The organism is Rhodoplanes sp. SY1 (genome assembly GCF_046000175.1).
Classification (GTDB): Bacteria; Pseudomonadota; Alphaproteobacteria; order Rhizobiales; family Xanthobacteraceae; genus Rhodoplanes.
Genome location: NZ_JBEOMB010000218.1, coordinates 1 through 3,320, shown reverse-complemented (window position 1 = coordinate 3,320; position 3,320 = coordinate 1). Strand labels below are relative to the sequence as shown.

The 3,320-nt window shown below is 65.2% G+C and carries 4 protein-coding genes and 2 pseudogenes; 2 read left to right on the top strand and 4 right to left on the bottom strand.

Going from position 1 to position 3,320, the window contains the following annotated elements:
* The 3 genes and pseudogenes from ABTU92_RS28560 to ABTU92_RS28550 form a co-directional block, all read right to left on the bottom strand.
* Nucleotides 1-738, bottom strand: a pseudogene (locus ABTU92_RS28560) (manganese catalase family protein); the annotation flags it as partial.
* A gap of 87 nt (nt 739-825) precedes the next feature.
* Nucleotides 826-1,068: a WGR domain-containing protein gene (locus ABTU92_RS28555; RefSeq protein WP_408094959.1), complete on the bottom strand. Its 243-nt coding sequence runs from the start codon at nt 1,066-1,068 to the stop codon at nt 826-828.
* Nucleotides 1,065-1,199, bottom strand: a complete 135-nt coding sequence (locus ABTU92_RS28550) for a helix-turn-helix domain-containing protein (protein ID WP_408094958.1) — start codon at nt 1,197-1,199, stop codon at nt 1,065-1,067. The genes ABTU92_RS28555 and ABTU92_RS28550 overlap by 4 nt, the downstream gene beginning before the upstream one ends.
* On the opposite strand from ABTU92_RS28550, the pseudogene ABTU92_RS28545 reads away from it, so the two are divergent.
* Together ABTU92_RS28545 and ABTU92_RS28540 are read left to right on the top strand one after the other, a co-directional pair.
* A pseudogene (locus ABTU92_RS28545) lies at nt 1,200-1,802 on the top strand (cation:dicarboxylate symporter family transporter); the annotation flags it as partial.
* Between the two features lie 59 nt (nt 1,803-1,861).
* Nucleotides 1,862-2,260: a cation:dicarboxylate symporter family transporter gene (locus ABTU92_RS28540; RefSeq protein ID WP_408094957.1), complete on the top strand. Its 399-nt coding sequence runs from the start codon at nt 1,862-1,864 to the stop codon at nt 2,258-2,260.
* 616 nt (nt 2,261-2,876) lie between these two features.
* Here ABTU92_RS28540 and ABTU92_RS28535 read toward each other — a convergent pair.
* Nucleotides 2,877-3,269, bottom strand: coding sequence for an H-NS family nucleoid-associated regulatory protein (locus ABTU92_RS28535; protein ID WP_408094956.1), 393 nt, complete (start codon nt 3,267-3,269; stop codon nt 2,877-2,879).
* Nucleotides 3,270-3,320 lie beyond the last annotated feature (51 nt).

The following is a 3,320-nucleotide window of genomic DNA, read 5'->3' as shown; positions in this document are numbered from 1 at the left end:
TTGTCGTGTCGCCTGACAACAGATCCTGCCTCATATCCTGGAAGGCAGGAGCCTCCACGACCTCCCAGGCGTCTCCTTCGTTCCAGGGACCACGGGTGTCGATCTCGCCGTGGTCCCCTTTGCCTGTCGAGTCGTTGAAGTACTGGTCGACCAGTTTCTCAGTCGGCGCGATCCGGCCGATGGAGAAACGCGGCTTGCCCATGCTGTCCAGCGCCGCCGCGAAGGCCTTCATGTGGGTGATTTCGCGGGTCGTCAGGAACTGGAGGGCATCCTTGGTGCCAGCGTCGTCGCAAAAATCGATCAGGCGCTCATAGACGATCTTGGCCCGCGCGTCGGCGGCGATGTTGCTGCGCAAATCGACGTCGAGTTCGCCGGTGATCTTCAAATAGTCTGCAGTCCAGGGATTCCCTTGAGAGTTGAAGAGATTGACGCCTCCACCGCCGGCAATGGCGATCAGCGGATCGGCCTCCGCAGCTTCCCGCCCGAATTTCAGGGGTTTGAGATGGAGCCGCGCCAGAGTGCCGACCACTTCGAGGTGGCTCAACTCTTCCGTTCCGATGTCCATCAGAAGGTCTTTGCGGGCGGGGTCCTCGCAGTTGAGCCCCTGGATCGAGTACTGCATGGCGGCCGCAAGCTCGCCGTTGGCTCCGCCGAATTGCTCCAGCAGCATGTTGCCGAAGCGGGGATCGGGCTCGTCGACCCGACCGTGTACATCAGCTTTTTGACGTGGTGATACATGGAACCTCTCCACCGGCCAAACGGCCGTGCGGGAGGTGAAAAGGCACCCCAACCGGAAGGTTCCTGGTATCCCAGCCTTGCTTTGGATCACTCCCGGATGGGCGGAGCATATCCCCGCCGTTCTTTCGCCTGCCGCTGCTGCTCCAGCGCGGCCTGCGCCGCTTCTTGGGTCGGGCAGGGGAGGGCGCGCAGGGTGCCGCCCCGGCCGATGCGCCCCCACTCACGGATGAAGCTCCAGCCGCCGAACAGGTCGGGCTGCACGTCCATCAGGTAGAACCGCGCCATGTTCCGGCTCGCGTCCACGCGGTGGAGAACGACGGGAGCGCTCATGGCCGCAACCTCGATATGGTGGCCCGGCTGACATTGTAGGTGCGGGCCAGATCGGCAAGGGTGGCGCCCTCGACCAGGCGCTGGCGGACTTCCTCACGCTGTTGAGGGATGAGGGAAGGGCGGCGTCCCATATGCTGGCCGCGCGCCTTGGCGCGCTCGCGGCCCTCGGCCGTGCGGGTGCGGATGTCGTGGCCGAGTTTCAGGTCACCATGGGTGGTCTGCTCCAGACGACCGAAGACCTGCAGGCGTTGAATGCGACTTTGAAAACGCGGCTCGCGGGCGCCTCGGAGCAGATCAGCCGGCTGCAGGAGCGCCTCGATCGGGTCCTGCTCGACAACCTGATCGACTCGGTGACGGGCGTCGGGAACCGCCGCTTGCTGGAGACGTGCCTGCCCCGGATGATCGCCAAGGCGGAACAGTCCGGTGACCCGATGATCGAGATGATCGAGATCACCAAGCAGACCGTGTTCAAGATCATCGGCTACGTGACGTGGCTGGCGCCGATCGGCGCGATGGGAGCGATCGGCTTCACGGTCGGCAGGTTCGGCGTCGGCTCGCTGGTGTCGCTCGGCGCCATGGTGGTCGAGTTTTATCTCACCTGTCTGTTGTCCATCGTCTGCGTGCTGTGGCCGATCGCGCATTGGAGCGGCGTCTCGCTGTGGAAACTCGCCCGCTACATCCGCACCGAGCTCCTGATCGTGGTCGGCACCAGCTCGTCGGAGTCGGTGTTCCCGCAGCTGGTCGAGAAGCTGCAGCGGGCCGGCTGCGACGAGGCGATCGTCGGCCTGGTGCTGTGCCGACCGGTTACGCCTTCAACCACGACGGCACCTGCCTGTATTTCGCGGCCGCCTCGGTGTTCCTGGCTCAGGCCTGCGGCATCGACCTGTCGATCTGGCAGCAGCTCGGCCTGCTCGGCATCCTGCTGGTCACGTCGAAGGGCAAGGCCGGGGTGGCCGGATCGGCGGTCGTGGTGCTGGTTTCGACGCTCGCCGCCACCGGCACGGTGCCGGTCGCCGCGGTCGGCGTCATCCTGGGCGTCCATCGCCTGATGTCGTCGGCCTTAGTCGCCGTCAACATCCTGTGCAACGCGCTGGCCACCCTGGTGGTGGCCGGCTGGGAAGGCGGCGTCGACCGGGTGGCGCTCGCCCGCGCCCTCGACGGCGCCGAGGAGCCGGTGCCGGCAGAAGCCTGAAGAACCGAGCCTCGGACGTCCCGACCTGGAACCCGGCATTGGCCGTGGGCGAAGGGTGAGCCCGCTCCGCCCGTGCGTGCATCGCAGCGGTCGGCGCTCACGCGGAGCAGATCAGCCGGCTGCAGGATCGCCTCGACCTAGTCCAGCTCGGTATTACAATCGACATGGGCATGGGTGTAGAAAACCCCGTTTGTTGGAGACGTATTTGTCCCGGATGATCGCCGAGGCAGAATAGTCCGAGGAGCATCTCCGCTTTTTCTCATCAATCGACAGTTTCAAGGGGTTCAACGACGGGCATGACCTCGTCGCGCTCGGGATGCTCGCTTCCATTTCAACGCCGACAAGGCCGAAGAATGGCGGGGGGACTAAGTTGTCCTCCGGCTGAGCGCCCCCTGGGAACTGAACCGGCAGGCCCTTGTGGGTCTGCGTGGCGTGGTTATAGCCGCGGCGAGGCGTTTAGCCATTTGTCTGAAGGCCGAGCCGGTGCGGGCGCTGCCTTCGGCATCTTCCGGCTTGATCTTCAGCGCTCTTATCAGCGTGCACCATTGGGCGCGCCTGCAAACGTGTCGCCTACGAACGGCGTGGGGACCATGGCCTGAACGCCGCAACGCTCATTTCACTTCCGGCGCCGCGCGCCCTTGCGAGCTGCCCCTCGCTTTGCGCGCGGCGCAGCCTTTTCCTCGCGCGCCTCCTCCTCAACGCCGTTCCCGCCGACCGCGAACTCCTCGATCGCGTGTCCGGCCTCCAGCAGCTCGGCGAGCCACTTCGGCCGGGCGCCGCGTCCCGCCCAGCTCTCGCCATTCGGGCCAACGAATTTGGGCGGTACCTTGATGCCCTTCAACACGCTGGTGCGTTGTCCCGGCACCTTGGCGGTGCGGCCGGTGGCTTTCTCGAGCTGCGTCAGCTGCTCGCGCAGCCCGCGGCTTCGCTCCTCCAGGGCGGCGTCGATTTCACTCCTAAGGGCGACCAGTTCGTCTACTTCCATGGCCTTGAGGTTCACGGGAGCCATTCAGGCGTCCTTTTACATGTTGCTGGACTACATTAGAGCCGATCCGAGAAG

What these genes read in the sequence shown, in the direction of transcription:
- ABTU92_RS28535 (WP_408094956.1), bottom strand. Translation starts at nt 3,269, where the DNA reads ATGGCTCCCGTGAACCTCAAGGCCATGGAAGTAGACGAACTGGTCGCC.
- ABTU92_RS28555 (WP_408094959.1), bottom strand. Translation starts at nt 1,068, where the DNA reads ATGAGCGCTCCCGTCGTTCTCCACCGCGTGGACGCGAGCCGGAACATG.
- ABTU92_RS28550 (WP_408094958.1), bottom strand. Translation starts at nt 1,199, where the DNA reads ATGGGACGCCGCCCTTCCCTCATCCCTCAACAGCGTGAGGAAGTCCGC.